The following is a 14,600-nucleotide window of genomic DNA, read 5'->3' as shown; positions in this document are numbered from 1 at the left end:
CCTGCCGGCCGGCGTCGCCCGGGGTGTTTGGTGGGAGGAGGCACAATGGAGGGTCGGGCGGAGTACTTCGCCTGAAGGCTGGTGACAGGGGATGTGTAGTGACCGACGGGCCGTTGATCGTGCAGTCCGACAAGACGCTGTTGTTGGAGACCGCCCATCCGGATGCGACCGACTGCCGTAAGGCGATCGCGCCGTTCTCGGAGTTGGAACGCGCTCCGGAGCACGTGCACACCTACCGGTTGACTCCGCTGGGGCTGTGGAACGCCCGGGCCGCGGGGCACGACGCCGAGCAGGTGATCGACGTACTGCTTCGCTACAGCCGCTACCCGGTGCCGCACTCGCTGCTGGTCGACATCGCCGAGACACTGGACCGCTACGGGCGGCTGCGGCTGGAGAAGCACCCCGAGCACGGGCTGGTGCTGATCACCACTGACCGGCCTGTGCTCGAAGAGGTGTTGCGCAGCGCCAAGATCAAGCCGCTGCTCGGCGCGCGGATCGACGACGACATGGTGATCGTCCACCCGTCCGAGCGCGGACACCTGAAGCAGACCTTGCTGAAACTCGGTTGGCCGGCCGAGGACCTCGCCGGTTACGTCGACGGCGAGGCGCACAAGATCGACCTGGTCAAAGATGGCTGGGACCTCCGTCCGTACCAGCAGCAGGCGACCGACGCGTTCTGGCACGGCGGCTCGGGCGTCGTCGTACTGCCCTGTGGCGCCGGCAAGACGATCGTCGGCGCGGCCGCGATGGCACAGGCGTCCGCGACCACGCTGATCCTGGTCACCAACACCGTGTCCGCCCGGCAGTGGAAGGAAGAGCTGCTCAAGCGGACCACGCTGACCGAGGACGAGATCGGCGAGTACTCCGGTGCGCGCAAGGAGATCCGGCCGGTCACGATCGCGACGTACCAGGTGATGACGACCCGGCGGAAGGGTGTTTACACGCACCTCGAACTGCTGGACGCGCGCGACTGGGGCCTGATCGTGTACGACGAGGTGCACCTGCTGCCGGCCCCGATCTTCCGGATGACCGCCGATCTGCAGACCCGGCGCCGGATCGGACTGACCGCGACGCTGGTCCGCGAAGACGGCCGCGAGGGTGACGTCTTCTCGCTCATCGGGCCCAAGCGGTACGACGCGCCGTGGAAGGACATCGAGGCGCAGGGCTGGATCGCACCGGCCGACTGCGTCGAAGTACGAGTTGATCTCGAGCAGACCGAGCGATTCGTGTACGCGACCGCCGAGCCCGAGGACCGGTATCGGCTGGCCGCGTCGACCCCGGCCAAGTCACGGCTCGTACGGCGAATCGCCGAGCACCACAAGGGCGAACCGATGCTGGTGATCGGGCAGTACATCGACCAACTCGACGAGCTCGGCGAACGCCTCGAATGCCCGGTGATCAAGGGCGAGACGACCGTCAAGGAGCGCCAGCGGTTGTTCCAGGCGTTCCGCACCGGCGAGATCAACATGCTCGTCGTCAGCAAGGTCGCCAACTTCTCGATCGACCTGCCCGAGGCGTCGGTCGCCGTACAGGTCTCCGGCACTTTCGGTTCGCGTCAGGAGGAGGCGCAGCGGCTCGGTCGAGTACTACGCCCGAAGGGTGACGGCCGCACCGCGCGCTTCTACTCCATCGTCGCCCGAGACACCGTCGACGCCGAGTTCGCCGCCCACCGCCAACGCTTCCTCGCCGAACAGGGCTACGCCTACACCATCGTCGACGCCGAAAACCTGTTCGCCTGAACGCTTTCCGGTACTACGAAGCGCCTGTCCCCACGCACCTCCTGCGTCGGCGCTCCCGCCCACCCCGGTTCGCGGCTCCTCCGTCGCCGCTCGATAACAACGGCCACGTCGGGCGGCCACCACGTCGGGATCGCGAACCGGACCGACGCGTCACCCACGCACCTCCTGCGTCGGCGCTCCCACCCACCCCTGATCGCGGCTCCTCCGTCGCCGCTCTATAACAACGGCCACGTCGGGCGAGCACCAGGTCGACGTCGCGAACCGGACCGATACGTCACCTACGCACCTCCTGCGTCGGCGCTCGACACAGCAGCCAGGTTGGGCGACCACCATGTCGTGGTCGCCAATCTGGTGCAGACGGCCACGGGCCGAGCCGGATGAATTCTGCGACGAAGTAGACCGCCAGGCTTCGGGCTCACCAGCCGGCCAGTGCCTGGACCATGCCGGTGGTCATCGAGCGGCGACGTAGTAGCCGCGAACCGGATGGGTGGGAACACCGACCTAGGAGGTTGCGTGGGCCACACACCCACCGCGTCACCCCAAGTCCACCAGGCAGCGAACGACCGCTCTCACCGAGTGGCGACGCAGGAGCCGCGAACCAGGGCGGGCGGGAGCGCCGACGCAGGAGGTGCGTGGGTGCAGTCACCGAGTGGCGACGCAGGAGCCGCGACCCAGGGCGGGCGGGAGCGCCGACGCAGGAGGTGCGTGGGTCAGGGGTCGAGGCGGGTGTGGATGCCTACGAAGTGGTGCTTCATCGACCGTGCGAACGCTTCGGGCCGACCGGTTTTCAAAGTGTTGAGGAGGTCTCGGTGCCAACCGGCCGCGTCGGCGGGGGTGTAGCGGGCACCTGGAAGCCGAGCGTCGACCTGGGCGAAGGTTCGCCAGAAGACGCTGAGGAGGTCGATGACGAGGGCGTTGCCGAGCGGCTCGTAGAGCGCCTGGTGGAAGGCCCAGTCCTCGTCGGGGAAATACTCACCGGCGGCCGCCTTCTCCTCCATCCGCGCGACGATCGGCTCGAGCGAGTCGAAGCCGGCGGCGCTGAAATGGGCGACCACCTCGTCCGCCAGGCCGACTTCGATGGCTTGGCGGACCTCCAGGACGTTCTGTACGTCGCGCAGGTCGCCGGCCATCGACTGGGACATCCGGAAGGCGAGCCCGTCCTCCAGCGCCTCGAGCGTTACCTGGCCGACGTACGTCCCGTAGCCGTGCCGGATCTCGATGATGCCGACCGCCTGCAGCGCTTTCATTGCCTCGCGCAACGGATGCCGGCCGACGCCGAGTTGCGCCATCAGCTCCTGCTCGTTGGGCAGCGGGTCGCCGGCTTTCAGTCCGCGTTCCAGGATGAACGATTTCATCTGGTCGCGGATGAAGCTCTGGTTCCCAGCGGCGCCGCGTGCGCGGCCGAGCCCACCCGTTGTCACGCCGGCCCCCTTCGTCGAGATCGGCCAGTCTACTGACCGGGAGCGCTCACAGCAGTCCGGCCCGGGCCAGCAGCGAGCCGATCCTCGCGATCTCGTCGTCGTCCAGCGGGATCGACGGGTACGCCGTGAGCGGGCATTCGATGACTCCGAGCAAGAACAGCGCCGCCTTGAACGCACCCAACGCCGCCGAGCTCGCCCCCATCCGCCCGCGGTCGGCCACGTCGACGACCTCGAACAACCGGAACAGCCGGTTCTGCTCCGACCGCGCGGCGGCAAAATCCCCAGCGGCAACGGCGTCGAAGATCCGCACATATCCCGCCGGATCCACGTTCCCCAGCCCAGGCACCACCCCGTCGACCCCGAAGCCCAAGGCCGAATCGACCGTCAACTCCGACCCCGTCATCACCGCAAACCCATCGAGACCGGCCGCGGCGCGATCCAGCACCAGCCGCCGCAAACTCGTCTCCTGCCCACTCGAGTCCTTGACTCCCGCGATCACCCCACGCTCCCCCAGTGAGATCAGCAGCGAAGAAGGCAGCTTGGTCCCACCGATTCGCGGCGGAATGTCGTACGCATACAGCGGTACGCCGTCCGCCACCGAAGCCAGCCGCTCGAAATGCAGTGAGATCTCCGCCGGATGCGTCGCCGCATAAAACGGCGCGGTCGCGACAACACCATCCACTCCCGCCTTCAAAGCAGCCACGACATGCGCGCCCGCTCGCGCGGTCGACGTATCGATCGCCCCCGCCAGAACCGGTACCTGCCCGGCGACCTCGCCGACCACCACCTCCAGCACCGTACGCCGTTGCTCGTCGGTCAGAAATGTCCCTTCACCAGAGGTCCCGAGCACGAAGACGCCGGAAACTCCACCGGCCAGCTGATGCGAGACCAGCCGGACCAGCGAGGCGGTGTCGACGTCGTACGAGGCAGTCAGCGGCGTGACGAGCGGCGGTACCACACCACTCAGGCGAACAGCGGAGGCAGAGGTGCTCAAAGGATCTCCCGAGGATCGAAGGTGACAAAACGGAGCGTCGCGAACGAGGACGTCTCGCCCGCCTCGTAGAACAGCCCGACCCGCCCATCGGGCAGCGGCACCAGATCGGAGTAGCCGGCCATCCCCGGATGGACGACGAAACCCGGCCGCCAGGTCGCCCCCGAGTCGGTGCTGACGAACACGGTCAACTCGCGCCGGATCTCCGGATGCGCCGGCGTCGACAACAACAGCCGGTCCCCCACCCGAAGCACACTCCCCTGAATCCCGGGAGCGGTGATCTCAGCGATTCCTTCGTACGGCGATTCAAGCGTGGCGCCACCGTCGGACGAGTACGCGTGCACCCGCGCCGGTCCGGTCCCCCGATGATTCCGCGCCGTGAAATAGAGTCGCCCGTCGCCCAACTCCGCAACGGCTGTCTCGTTCGCATTCACCACGCCACCGTCGTTGCGATCGACGAATCCAAGTGCCCAGGTCCGGCCGCCGTCATCGCTGAAGATGCAATGCCCGCCGTTCAACCGCGCCGTAGCTGCTGAGTCCAGATCGCCGACGTCGGCCGGCACGAAGGAGTGGTTCGCCGGTACGACCAGCCGCCCGGCGTAAGGCCCAGCGGTCAAGGCGATCCCGTGGCACGGGCCGGTCGCGTACCAACCCCAATCGCGAGGCTTCACCTGCGCAGTGATTTCCGAAGGAGCACTCCACGAAGCCCCGTCATCGATACTGCGCTGCACGTAGACCCGTCGCCCGTCCTCAACATCAGTGCCCAGGGCAACAAGATGCTCGAGCTCATCGGCCCCGTTCTGCACCGTGACCAGCACCAGGTCGCCACTCGCCGGATCGACGATCGGCACCGGGTTCCCGCAGGTCTTCCCGGCCGCTGCCGACACCACCCGCAACGGCAACCAGGTCCGCCCGCCGTCACCGGAGCGCCGCAGTACGACCTCGATCTCGCCCGCGTCCGCAGCGGAGTGCAGCCGGCCCTCGCAGAAGGCGAACAGCCAATCGCCACGCATCGTGACGGCCGGGATGCGGAACGTGTGATAGCGGCTGCCGACCGGGTCGAAGACGACTTCCGGAGGACTGAGGCTTGATGACATAGGACGTACTATGTCATGGTGAGGCCGCACTCTCAATCGCCCGGAAATGAGGCCTCATGCAGCGACTCAGCAGAAGAACACTCCTCGGTGGGGGCCTGGCCGCCGCGGCGGTCGCGGTGACCGGTACGCCGTTGCTCAGCGGCTGCGCGTCGGACAAGAAGAACCAGGCCGCCGCCAATCTCGCGGTCAAGCTCCCGACCTACGTCCGCTTCACCGGGGTGACGCCCGATCTGCCCGGCACCGATGTGGTGCTCGACGGCTTCCTGAAGTACCCCGCGAACCCGCTCAAGGCGATCACCGAGAAGCCCGGCGACGGTCAGCCGATCAGCTTCATGACGAACATCCCGGGCGCGATCCCGCCCGCCGCGGACAGCAACCAGTTCTGGCAGGCGGTCAACGAACGCCTCGGTTCCGAACTGCAGATCAGCATGGCGTCGAACGACGAGTACCCGAACAAGCTCGCGACGCGGGTCGCCGGCGGCGACCTTCCCGACATCATCAACCTGCCGCCGACCACGCCGCAGATTCCCGCACTGCTGAAGGCCAAGTGCCTGGACCTGACCGATCAGCTCTCCGGCGACGCGGTCAAGAAATACCCGTTCCTCGCGAACATTCCCACCGAGTACTGGAAGGGCTGCGTGTACAACGGCGGCATCTACGCCGTACCGGTTCCGCGCGGGATGTCGCGGACGACGTTGCCGCTGTACCGCGAGGATCTGCTGGCAGCCAAGGGCATCAAGGACCCCGCCCCGAAGGATTTCGAGGAGTTCCTCGACCTCGCCAAGGAGCTGACCGCGGCGAAGCAGAACCGGTGGGCATGGACCAGGCCGCCGATCTCGTACCTGCGCCAACTGCTCGGCATCCCGAACCAGTGGAAGGAAGAAGGCGGCAAGTTCACCTCGTTCTACGAGGCCGAGCAGGGCGCCGACGCTCTGGAGGCCGGCCGCAAGATGGTCGCGGCCGGCGTCATCAACCCGGACTCCTTCAGTGCCCAGGCCAGCCAGCGCAAGCAATGGTTCAACGGTGGCATCGCCGCGTTCGACATCGACAGCTTCGTCGCCTGGAACCAGTACTACGCCGACAACACCGCCGGCGACGCCTTCTCGGTCAACATGCTCGACGTGCCGAGTCAGGGCAGGCCGTGGATGGGCGCGGCCCTGAACAACATCACGGCGTTCCGCAAGGACAGCAAGCACTCGGTCGAGACCCTGCTGAAGGTGGCCAACTGGATGGCCGCACCCTTCGGTACGGAGGAGTATCTGTTCCGCAAGTACGGCGTAGCGGGTCGCCATTACGCCTTGCAGGGAACGGATCCGGTGCCGACCAAGACTGGTGTGGTGGAGACCGGGATCGGACTGCAGTACGTCGCCGACTCCACCCTCGCGCTGTACATGGCCGGCAAACCCGACGTACCGCGTAAGCAACACGCGATTCAGGAGAAGCTTGCGTCGCGGTTGGTGTACGACGCGTCGTACGGGCTCTACTCCGAGACCGTGTCCAAGGACGGGCCGCGATTGGTCAAAGTGATGACCGACGTGGAGAACCAGATCATGCAGGGCAAGAAGCCCGTCTCCGAGTGGGCCTCCGCGGTCAAGGACTGGCTGTCGCAGGGCGGCGAGAAGATGCGCGGGGAACTGCAGCAGGCGTACGCCGACGCGGCGGGGCGCTAGCCAGATGCTGCAGCGCACCAAGCCCCACCCGGCCCAGCAGCTCAGCCTCGGTCGCCGGCTACTCCGCGACCGGGTGCTGCTGCTGTTCGCTCTGCCCGGTACTGCGCTGATCCTTGCGTTCCACTACCTGCCGCTGCTCGGCAACGTGATCGCGTTCAAGGACTACCAGCCGTTCCTCGGCATCGGCGGCAGCGACTGGTCCGGCTGGGACAACTTCGCGGTGATCTTCAACGGCGACCCTGCGTTCCTGCAGGCACTGAAGAACACGCTGATCCTGACCGGTCTGCAGGCGATCCTGGTGTTTCCGGCGCCGATCCTGCTGGCGTTGCTGCTGAACTCGCTGTTCTCGGAGCGGATCAAGCGGATCGTGCAGAGCATCCTGTACCTGCCGCATTTCATGTCCTGGGTGATCGTGGTCGCGTTGTTCCAGCAGATGCTGGGCGGCAGCGGACTGCTGAACAACTACCTGCGGGCGCACGACCTGGCGACACTGGACATCATCGGGAACTCCGAACTGTTCCGTGTCCTGGTCACCTCGCAGGTGATCTGGAAGGACACCGGCTGGGCGACGATCCTGTTCCTGGCCGCGCTTTCGCAGATCGACTCTCAGCTGTACGAAGCGGCCAGCGTGGACGGCGCGAGCCGGATGCGGCAGGTGTGGCACGTGACCATGCCCGGGCTGCGCGGGATCATCATCTTGCTGTTCATCCTGAAGCTGGGCGACTCGCTGACCGTCGGGTTCGAGCAGATCATCCTGCAGCAACAGGCCGTCGGGCGCGACGTCAGCGAAGTACTGGACACCTACGTCTACAACAACGGTGTGCTCGGTGGCGCCTGGGGAGTCGCGGCCGCGGTCGGCCTGGTGAAGGGCCTCGTCGGCGTCGTCCTCGTGCTGGCCGCCAACAAGGTGGCGCACATCTTCGGGGAGCAGGGGGTGTACAGCCGATGACACGGCGAATCGTTCAGGGCGTGCCGGTGCCGTCGTGGCCGATGCGGGCCTTCAAAGGCGTGGTTCTACTGGTGTTCTGTGCGGTCGTGATCCTTCCGTTCGTCGGCGTGATCTCGACCAGCGTGGCGCCGAACAAGCAGATCAACGAGTCGGGCGGCCTCGTCCTGTTGCCCGACTCGGTCAACTTCGCGGCGTACAAGTCGTTGTTCGCCGGCGGAGTGGTGACCAGGGCACTGTTCGTGAGCATCTTCGTCACCGTGATCGGGACGCTGCTGAGTCTCACGGTCTCGTGCCTGCTCGCCTACGCCCTGTCCCGGCCGGGCTTCTCGGCGGGGCGACCGATCTTGCTGATCGTCCTGTTCAGCATGCTGTTCTCGCCGGGCATCATCCCGATGTACCTGGTGGTCAAAGGGGCCGGGCTGCTGGACAGTCTCTGGGCGCTGATCGTGCCGACGATGGTCAGCGCGTTCAACGTGATCGTGCTGCGGGCGTTCTTCTCGAACCTGCCCGGTGAGATCACCGAGAGCGCCCGGATCGACGGTGCCGGCGAACTGAAGACCTTCGGCTACATCGTGCTGCCGTTGTCGAAGGCGGTGCTGTCGGTGATCGGCCTGTTCTACGCGGTCAGCTACTGGAACGCGTTCTTCGGTGCCCTGCTGTATCTCAACGACAGCAAGCTGTGGCCGTTGCAACTGGTACTGCGGACGTACGTCATCAACGACACCCAACTCGGCAGTGCGGACCTGGGCACCGAACTGCTCCCACCCCAGGCCTCGATCCAGATGGCCATCCTGGTGATCTCGATCGTGCCGATCCTGCTGGTCTACCCGTTCCTGCAAAGACACTTCGCCAAAGGCGTTCTGACCGGAGCTGTCAAAGGATGAAGGAAAGGAAGGCGAGAGGGGAGGGCGTTCTGACCGGGGCGATGAAGGGATAAAACCGGCTGCGCGAAGCCCTCGGTATCGGGCAGACTGACAACAGACCTGCGGTGCGTTATTTGTCAACTGTGATCTTCGAGTCAGTCGCCCGGGAATGCGACCGCCGTTGCCGGGGTTGGCCCAGATTGGGACAGGTCGCCGATCAGCTGAATGGGGGTGACGGTTCGGTCACAGAGGGTGGTTCGGGGATTGCCCAGGGCAACATCAGGGTTCAACCTGAGCGAATCCCGAGACTTCGACCGGTACCGTCGAGACGTATGGGGACACAGGCACTCGAGCGGGTGGATCTGACTGGGGAACGGGCGCGCAGCTCCACCGGGGCGGGGCCGGTGGTCTGGCGGGTGGTGCGGGAAGCAGTCCTGCTCGCCACCATGTTCCTGGTCTACAGCGCGGGTCGGCAGTTCGCCGGAAAACATACCGGCTCGGCCTTCGGCCATGCCCGCGAAGTGCTCTCCGTGCAGCACTGGTTGCATCTCCCGGACGAGGCAGCGATCCAGCACGCCGCCCTCCAGCTCCCCCAACTGGTCCAGGGAGCAAACCTGTACTACGCGTCGGTGCACGCCCCGTTGACCGGTGCGGTCCTGCTCTGGCTGTCCATCTGGCGGCCGAAGGCCTACCCGCTGGTCCGCTGGACGATGGTCTCCGTTACCGGGCTGGCACTGATCGGCCACATCCTGTTCCCGCTGGCACCGCCGCGGATGATGCCCGGCTTCGTCGACACCGGCCTCAAGTTCGGCCAGTCCGTCTACGGACCCGAGAACTCCGGCGGCGTCGCGAACCAGTTCGCCGCGATGCCGAGCCTGCACGTCGGCTGGGCCGCCCTGATCGCGCTCTCGATGATCCTGATCACCCGGTCCAAGTGGCGCTGGCTGTGGCTCGCCCACCCGATCATCACGTTCTCGGTGGTGGTCGTGACAGCGAACCACTACTGGCTGGACGGCATCGTCGCCCTGCTGCTGATCGGTATCAGCCTGCCGCTGCTGCTCCGGCCCGGACTGCGCAGCTACAAGACCGTCGACAGGTCCGCGGATAATTCGGTCGCCCCGGAGCCCGCGCTCAAGTAACGTAGCGGGGCTTCCCCGACCGTCGACCGCTTTGCGGAGGTCTTGTCGTGCCCCCTGATCCCGACCCCACGCATCCCGAGCCCGCGCCTTCCGACCCCACGCAGCATCCCGACCCGACGCCGTCCACCCTGCAGGCCGAGAAGGACTACCTGCGGACCTCCCGCGCGGCGCTCGCGCTGATGCGGGAGAAGACCGGCTCGCTGAAGATCTACAGCGCGGACCCGGTGAACGCCGAGTTCCTCAAAGCGGCGATCTTCCGCCGGATGCAGGAACTCGAGGACGATCCCGAGGTACCGCTGTTCTTCGGCCGGCTGGATTACCTCGAACCCACCGAGGAAACCTTCCACATCGGCCGCCGGCACGTGAACGACGAGCAGGGCGAGCCGCTGGTGGTCGACTGGCGCGCCGAGATCTCGGTGCCGTTCTACCGGGCCAGCCGGACCGAGCCGATGGGCGTCGGGATCCGCCGCCGGTTCGGCTTCACCCACGGCGAGATGACCGCCTTCGAGGACGAGGACCTGACCACCTCCGCACCGGTCGGCGAACACAGCGACATCCTCGACGCGGAGATCGAGCGGCCGCGGTCCGGCCCGATGCGCGACATCGTGGCGACGATCCAGCCGGAGCAGGACGTCATCGTCCGGGCCGGGGTGGACGAGACGATCTGCGTCCAGGGTGCGCCCGGAACGGGGAAGACGGCCGTCGGGCTGCACCGCGCGGCGTACCTGCTCTATGCGTACCGCGACCAGTTGAGCCGGGCCGGCGTCCTGGTGGTCGGGCCGAACGCGAGCTTCCTGCGGTACATCGGCGACGTGCTGCCCGCGCTGGGCGAGATCGAGGCGAAGCAGACGACCGTCGAGGAGCTGGTCGCGCGGGTCAAGATCGCAGGGCCGGGACCCGCACCGGTCGACATCCTCAAGGGTGACGCGCGGATGGCGGAGGTGCTGCGCCGGGCAGTGTGGTCGCAGGTGCAACTGCCGAAGGAGGCGCTGGTCGTACCGCGGGGATCGCACCGTTGGCGCGTACCGGCGTACGAGGCCGAGGAACTGGTGAACGAGCTCCGCACCCGAGGGATCCGGTACGGCGCCGGCCGGGCGATGTTGCCGCAGCGGCTGGCGCACGCAGTACTGCTCCGGATGGAAACCGGCGGTGATTCGCCGGACGATCGCGTCCAGGACTCGGTAGCGCGGAGCCGGCCGGTCAAGCTGTACGCCGATGCGCTCTGGCCGGCCGTCGATCCGGCGAAGCTGCTGTTCCGGTTGTTCACGGACGCCGAGTTGCTGGCCGAGCACGCCGACGGGATCCTGACCGAGGACGAGCAGGCGCTCCTGTTGTGGGACAAGGCGCCCCGGTCGGCGGGCGCCGCGAAGTGGTCTGTTGCCGACGCCACCCTGATCGACGAGCTCGCTGACCTGGTGGATCGGACGCCCAGCCTCGGCCACGTCGTACTGGACGAGGCGCAGGACTTGTCGGCGATGCAGTTGCGGGCTGTCGGGCGGCGGTGCTCGACCGGTTCGATGACCGTGCTCGGCGACATCGCGCAGGGCACGACACCGTGGGCGACGCCGTCCTGGGACGAGGCGCTGAAGCATCTCGGCAAGAGCGGCGCGCACACCGAGGAGCTCACGGCCGGCTTCCGCGTGCCCGGCCAGGTGATCGAGTACGCCGCGCGGCTGCTGCCGCAGATCGCGCCGCACCTGACGCCACCGACCGCTGTACGACGCGCCCGCGGGGAGCTCGCCATCACCCAGGTGCCGGACAGTCTGGCCGCCGCCGTCGAGACCCTGCAGGAGATCACCGAACGGCCCGGGTCGATCGGCGTGATCGTTCCGGACGCACTGGTCCCCGCAGCCCGGAAAGCCTTGCAGGACAAGGGAATCAGCTTCAGCGTGCTCGGCGAAGAGGACGACGTCGAGGCGCACGTGGACGTCGTACCGGCCGGGCTTGCGAAGGGTCTCGAGTTCGACCACGTGGTTCTGGTGGAACCGGCAGGCATCGTGGCCGGTGAGGCCGACGAGCGAACCGGCCTCCGCCGCCTCTACGTCTGCCTGACCCGTGCGGTCACCTCACTCGCGATCCTGCACACCGACGACCTGCCCGACGTACTGCGCTGAGGTCAGAAGCCGCGGGAGCCGCCGGAGCGGCGGGAGGAGCGCCGGGACGAGCCGCCGCCGCTGGAGCGGGTACGGGACGAGTAGGAGTGCCGGCGCCGGGACGATCCGGAGCTCCAGCTGCTGCCGCTGTCGTTGTCGTCGTCGTCCGAGCTGCTCCAGCTCGACGAGGACGAGCGGCTGGACATCGCAGTACTGAGGTCGTCGGAGAAGCGACTCAGGCGAGCACCGGGGCGACGGGAGCCCCAGCGGGATCGCATCGCCTCTCCGGCCCGGCGGGCGTCCTGGTCCGGGAACCACCAGCGCGTGCCGTCGCCCATAGTCCAGTAGCCGTCCATGTACGACGCCAGCTCCTCGCCGAGCGTCCAGTAGGGCCGTGGCCTGTCCCTGAGCGTCACCATCCGGATGTCGGGCTCCTGCTTGGCCGCGACCTTCGCAGCGCATGCGGCGCACACCCGCACCTCCCGGTCCGTACCGCCTTCGGGTGCCCACTCCACGGCCGTAGTACTGGGCCCGTGGCGGGGATCGAAGAAGCAGGGCGGCGTCGGCTCGGGGATCGGCTTGCCTGCGCGCACCGCAGCCAGACAGACCAAGCCGTACCGCGCGGAGCCGAGCAGTGTGGCTACAGCCGCGGTGTCGTCGTCACCTTTGGCCTCGTCGAGCCGATGCCGGGCCTTCTCCACGGCATCGAGCACTTCCTGGGAAAGCTTCGCCTGCTGGGGGTCGGAGGTGGCCGGTAGCGCTGACACCTGCTGTGAGAGCCCGATGATCTCCTCGTTGAGGACCGGTACCGCGACCTCCAGGTGCTGCTTCTCGTCCGACCTGCGGGCGCGGCGAGCGCTCAGGGTGGTACCGCCCCACCACAGCACCGCCAGGCCGGCCACGCCTCCGGCGTACGGGGCGGCGTCGATGTAGAACGGCTTGTCGATCAGCTGCGCACGCTGGATGAACCTGGTGAGGATGGCGTCGTAGTCCGGCGCACAGCAGTCGACCGCCTCGTCGACCGCGTCCCCCACGTGGTACGTCGGTCCCTTGTCGGCGTGCTGCACGGCGTGGAACCCGCGACCCTTCGCCTCCGAGCTCGCATCGACCAGTACGGCGTACACGCCCTCCACGCCGACCCGGTCGTACAGCTGGCTCGCGATCTCTTCGCCGGTCCAGGCGAGCCGGACCCGCGAGCTGTAGCTATAGGTGCTCTTGTAGGCGGTGTCGATCGCCGATGCCGGGATGACCGCGATCCGCATCGGTGCCGCTGCAGACCTCACTGCGCGGTTCAGCTCGACCACCTCCGAGGAGCTGAGCCGGGTCACCGCCGGGTCGACCCAGATGCCTGGATCACCCAACTTGGCGGCGACGCCGTTCATGTAGGTCTCCGCGGCAGCCTGCGCGCGCTGGCGGTCGCCCTCGATGTCCGGCGGTGTGTAGCGAGGCTGCGTGTACTTGTACGTCGGCCGGCTGGTCGGCGGCTTGCTCGGCTTGGGTGTCGGTGTCGGGGTGGCGGCGTGGGCCGGCGACGCAGCGAGCACAGGCGCGGCGACCAGCGCGAGCGTGCCGAGCAGGCGAAGGTAGCGGGTCATCGTGTTCCTCCAGCGAGGCGGTTCTGGCAGGCAGCACAGACAGGGATCTCCCGGGCCTTACCGCCCGGTGGCGTGTACATCCAGTCGGTCACGGAGGTGCCGTGCGCCGGATCGAAGAAGCAGGCAGCGCGCCGCGGCGGCGCCGGCGTACCGGCGAGCCGGGCTTGAGCACAAGCCAGCCGCCAGCGTCCGTACTCGACAGTTGCTCGTACTGCGCGCAACTGCTGGTCGTCCGGCAAGCTGTCGACCACGCGGCCCGCGTCGGCGTACGCGTCCATCGCCGCCTGCACGTCCGCTGCTGTCTCCACGCCGTCCAGACGCACGTCGGCTCTGTCCAGTTCCTCGCCGAACCGGGTCACGTCCTCCAGGGCGAGCTTCTGCCGCTCCTCCAGCGTGTCCGCCTCGTCGGGCAACACCTGGTACGACGGCCGGTACAACGCAGGGCCTTCATCCTTTCCCGGCCTCCGCTTCCACCAGCGCAAGCCGAGCCCGCCGGCAACCAGAAGCACCAGCACGATCCCCACCGGCCACAGCCGGCCCGGGGCTCCCTTGGACGAGCTGGGAACGTCGAGCTGATCCAGTACGCCCTCCAGCGTCCCCACCGGGTCCGAGCGGCTGTGCTTCGCCAGTTCGTCGGTGAGTATCCCGGCGATCGGCGTATCCACCCCTACCGCGCTCCCCCAGGTGATCGCCCCGCCGAACACCACCAGGTAGATCCCGTCGGCCTGCTGGAGATCCACTACCTGATCCACGAACGCCCTGGCCGCCTGGTCACGGTCTCCCGCGGCCAGCGCCGCAGCAGGGACCACAGCGATCCGGATCGCCGGCGTCTGCCCGTCGATCCGGGTAGCCAAGCGCTGAGAGTCCTGCTCCGGAACGAGCGACCGCTGCGACGGGTCGACGTACACGGGTGAGCTCTTCCATCCCTCGACCACTTCGCTCGGAGTGGCGGACTGGGTCCTCGGGAGCTCGGCCGACGCGGGCAGCGGAACCGCCCAGGAGACGGCAAGGAGCAGGGCAGCCAGCGGACGCATGGGCGCAAG

Annotated in this window: 11 protein-coding genes; 6 read left to right on the top strand and 5 right to left on the bottom strand. The window is 67.5% G+C overall.

The features are described 5' to 3' along the window. The first annotated feature begins 98 nt into the window (after positions 1 to 98). Positions 99 to 1,739, top strand: coding sequence for a DNA repair helicase XPB (locus tag EV138_RS23070; protein ID WP_133980873.1), 1,641 nt, complete (start codon positions 99 to 101; stop codon positions 1,737 to 1,739). A 710-nt stretch (positions 1,740 to 2,449) separates the two neighbouring features. On the opposite strand, the gene EV138_RS23065 is transcribed toward EV138_RS23070, so the two are convergent. From EV138_RS23065 to EV138_RS23055, 3 genes are read right to left on the bottom strand one after another with little or no spacing between them, the layout of a single operon-like run. Next, a complete protein-coding gene (locus tag EV138_RS23065; RefSeq protein WP_238158298.1) occupies positions 2,450 to 3,160 on the bottom strand; it encodes a FadR/GntR family transcriptional regulator in 711 nt (236 codons plus the stop codon). Between the two features lie 46 nt (positions 3,161 to 3,206). Continuing rightward, positions 3,207 to 4,154 (bottom strand): dihydrodipicolinate synthase family protein, encoded by a 948-nt coding sequence (locus tag EV138_RS23060; RefSeq protein ID WP_202866799.1) that lies wholly within the window; start codon positions 4,152 to 4,154, stop codon positions 3,207 to 3,209. Then, complete coding sequence (locus tag EV138_RS23055) at positions 4,151 to 5,248, bottom strand: sialidase family protein (protein WP_133980872.1); 1,098 nt, start codon at positions 5,246 to 5,248, stop codon at positions 4,151 to 4,153. The genes EV138_RS23060 and EV138_RS23055 overlap by 4 nt, the downstream gene beginning before the upstream one ends. 56 nt (positions 5,249 to 5,304) lie before the next feature. Between EV138_RS23055 and EV138_RS23050 the strand changes: the two genes are divergently transcribed. The 5 genes from EV138_RS23050 to EV138_RS23030 all read left to right on the top strand — a co-directional run bounded on the left by EV138_RS23050 (position 5,305) and on the right by EV138_RS23030 (position 11,983). Further along, the gene (locus EV138_RS23050) at positions 5,305 to 6,918 is read left to right on the top strand and encodes an extracellular solute-binding protein (protein WP_133980871.1); all 1,614 of its coding nucleotides are present in this window, start codon (positions 5,305 to 5,307) and stop codon (positions 6,916 to 6,918) included. A gap of 4 nt (positions 6,919 to 6,922) precedes the next feature. Then, complete coding sequence (locus tag EV138_RS23045; protein WP_133980870.1) at positions 6,923 to 7,867, top strand: ABC transporter permease subunit; 945 nt, start codon at positions 6,923 to 6,925, stop codon at positions 7,865 to 7,867. Then, positions 7,864 to 8,751 carry a carbohydrate ABC transporter permease gene (locus tag EV138_RS23040; protein ID WP_133980869.1) on the top strand — a complete coding sequence of 296 codons (888 nt, stop codon included), beginning with the start codon at positions 7,864 to 7,866 and terminating at the stop codon, positions 8,749 to 8,751. The genes EV138_RS23045 and EV138_RS23040 overlap by 4 nt, the downstream gene beginning before the upstream one ends. Positions 8,752 to 9,062: 311 nt before the next feature. After that, a complete protein-coding gene (locus tag EV138_RS23035) occupies positions 9,063 to 9,869 on the top strand; it encodes a phosphatase PAP2 family protein (RefSeq protein ID WP_133980868.1) in 807 nt (268 codons plus the stop codon). Between the two features lie 47 nt (positions 9,870 to 9,916). Then, a complete protein-coding gene (locus EV138_RS23030; protein WP_439649000.1) occupies positions 9,917 to 11,983 on the top strand; it encodes a HelD family protein in 2,067 nt (688 codons plus the stop codon). A 2-nt stretch (positions 11,984 to 11,985) separates the two neighbouring features. Here EV138_RS23030 and EV138_RS23025 read toward each other — a convergent pair whose 3' ends face one another. After that, complete coding sequence (locus tag EV138_RS23025) at positions 11,986 to 13,557, bottom strand: hypothetical protein (RefSeq protein WP_133980867.1); 1,572 nt, start codon at positions 13,555 to 13,557, stop codon at positions 11,986 to 11,988. Next, a complete protein-coding gene (locus tag EV138_RS23020; protein ID WP_133980866.1) occupies positions 13,554 to 14,591 on the bottom strand; it encodes a hypothetical protein in 1,038 nt (345 codons plus the stop codon). The genes EV138_RS23025 and EV138_RS23020 overlap by 4 nt, the downstream gene beginning before the upstream one ends. Positions 14,592 to 14,600: the final 9 nt, after the last annotated feature.

The organism is Kribbella voronezhensis, from assembly GCF_004365175.1.
Taxonomy (GTDB): domain Bacteria; phylum Actinomycetota; class Actinomycetes; order Propionibacteriales; family Kribbellaceae; genus Kribbella; species Kribbella voronezhensis.
Note: the sequence above shows the minus strand (reverse complement) of the source record. Positions and strands in the feature narration are given on the sequence as shown.